Source organism: Streptococcus sp. GMD6S, from assembly GCF_000297015.1.
This window is the reverse complement of the sequence record NZ_AJRH01000238.1, coordinates 1-634: the sequence shown is the minus strand read 5'-3', so window position 1 is coordinate 634 and position 634 is coordinate 1. Positions and strand designations below refer to the sequence as shown.

The window sequence follows — 634 nt, the reverse complement described above, 5'->3', positions numbered from 1 at the left end:
TTGAGATTTTTCTTGATGGCTTCCACATCGGCCAAGGTCACCAGTAACTGTTGGGAAAAATCGTCTAGCGCATCAAATAATTCTTTTTTGTCCATAAACCAGCCCTTTCCTTTCTATATCGTTCATTTTTAATACTCAATGAAAATCAAAGAGCAAACTAGCCGCAGGCTGTACTTGAGTACGGCAAGGCGACGTTGACGTGGTTTGAATTTGATTTTCGAAGAGTATGAGTTTATATTTCTTTCAAGACCAGATATTCCATGGCATTTTGAAAGCTGACATTGGCCTGCCACATTTTTCTAGCTTCTAGCAAATCTTGTAGAATCTTTCGAATCCTTGCTTGCAAGAGATCCTGCCCACAGAGAACTTCGAGGATTCGCAAGACCTGATCCTGCTTTTCCTTATCATCTGCCAAGCTGGCTAATTTAGCAACTTGGAGATAACTTTCTTTTTTCTTGGCTAATAACCAGGTCAGTAGGCGTTCACTCTCATCGACCAAGGTCCAAAAACTAGCCTGATTTGCCAACTTTTCAGCTTCAGCTCGTGATTGACAAAACTGGGCTAAGAAAGTCGCTTTTTTCTTGACCAGACCTGCTTGTTCTAATTGATGGATGAGCTTTTCTTCTTGCTTTTT

2 pseudogenes are annotated in these 634 nt (G+C 40.9%); both read right to left on the bottom strand.

The features are described 5' to 3' along the window. A pseudogene (locus GMD6S_RS09915) lies at window positions 1-95 on the bottom strand (DNA replication initiation control protein YabA); the annotation flags it as partial. Window positions 96-232: 137 nt separating this feature from the next. Beyond that, a pseudogene (locus tag GMD6S_RS09910) lies at window positions 233-634 on the bottom strand (DNA polymerase III subunit delta'); the annotation flags it as partial.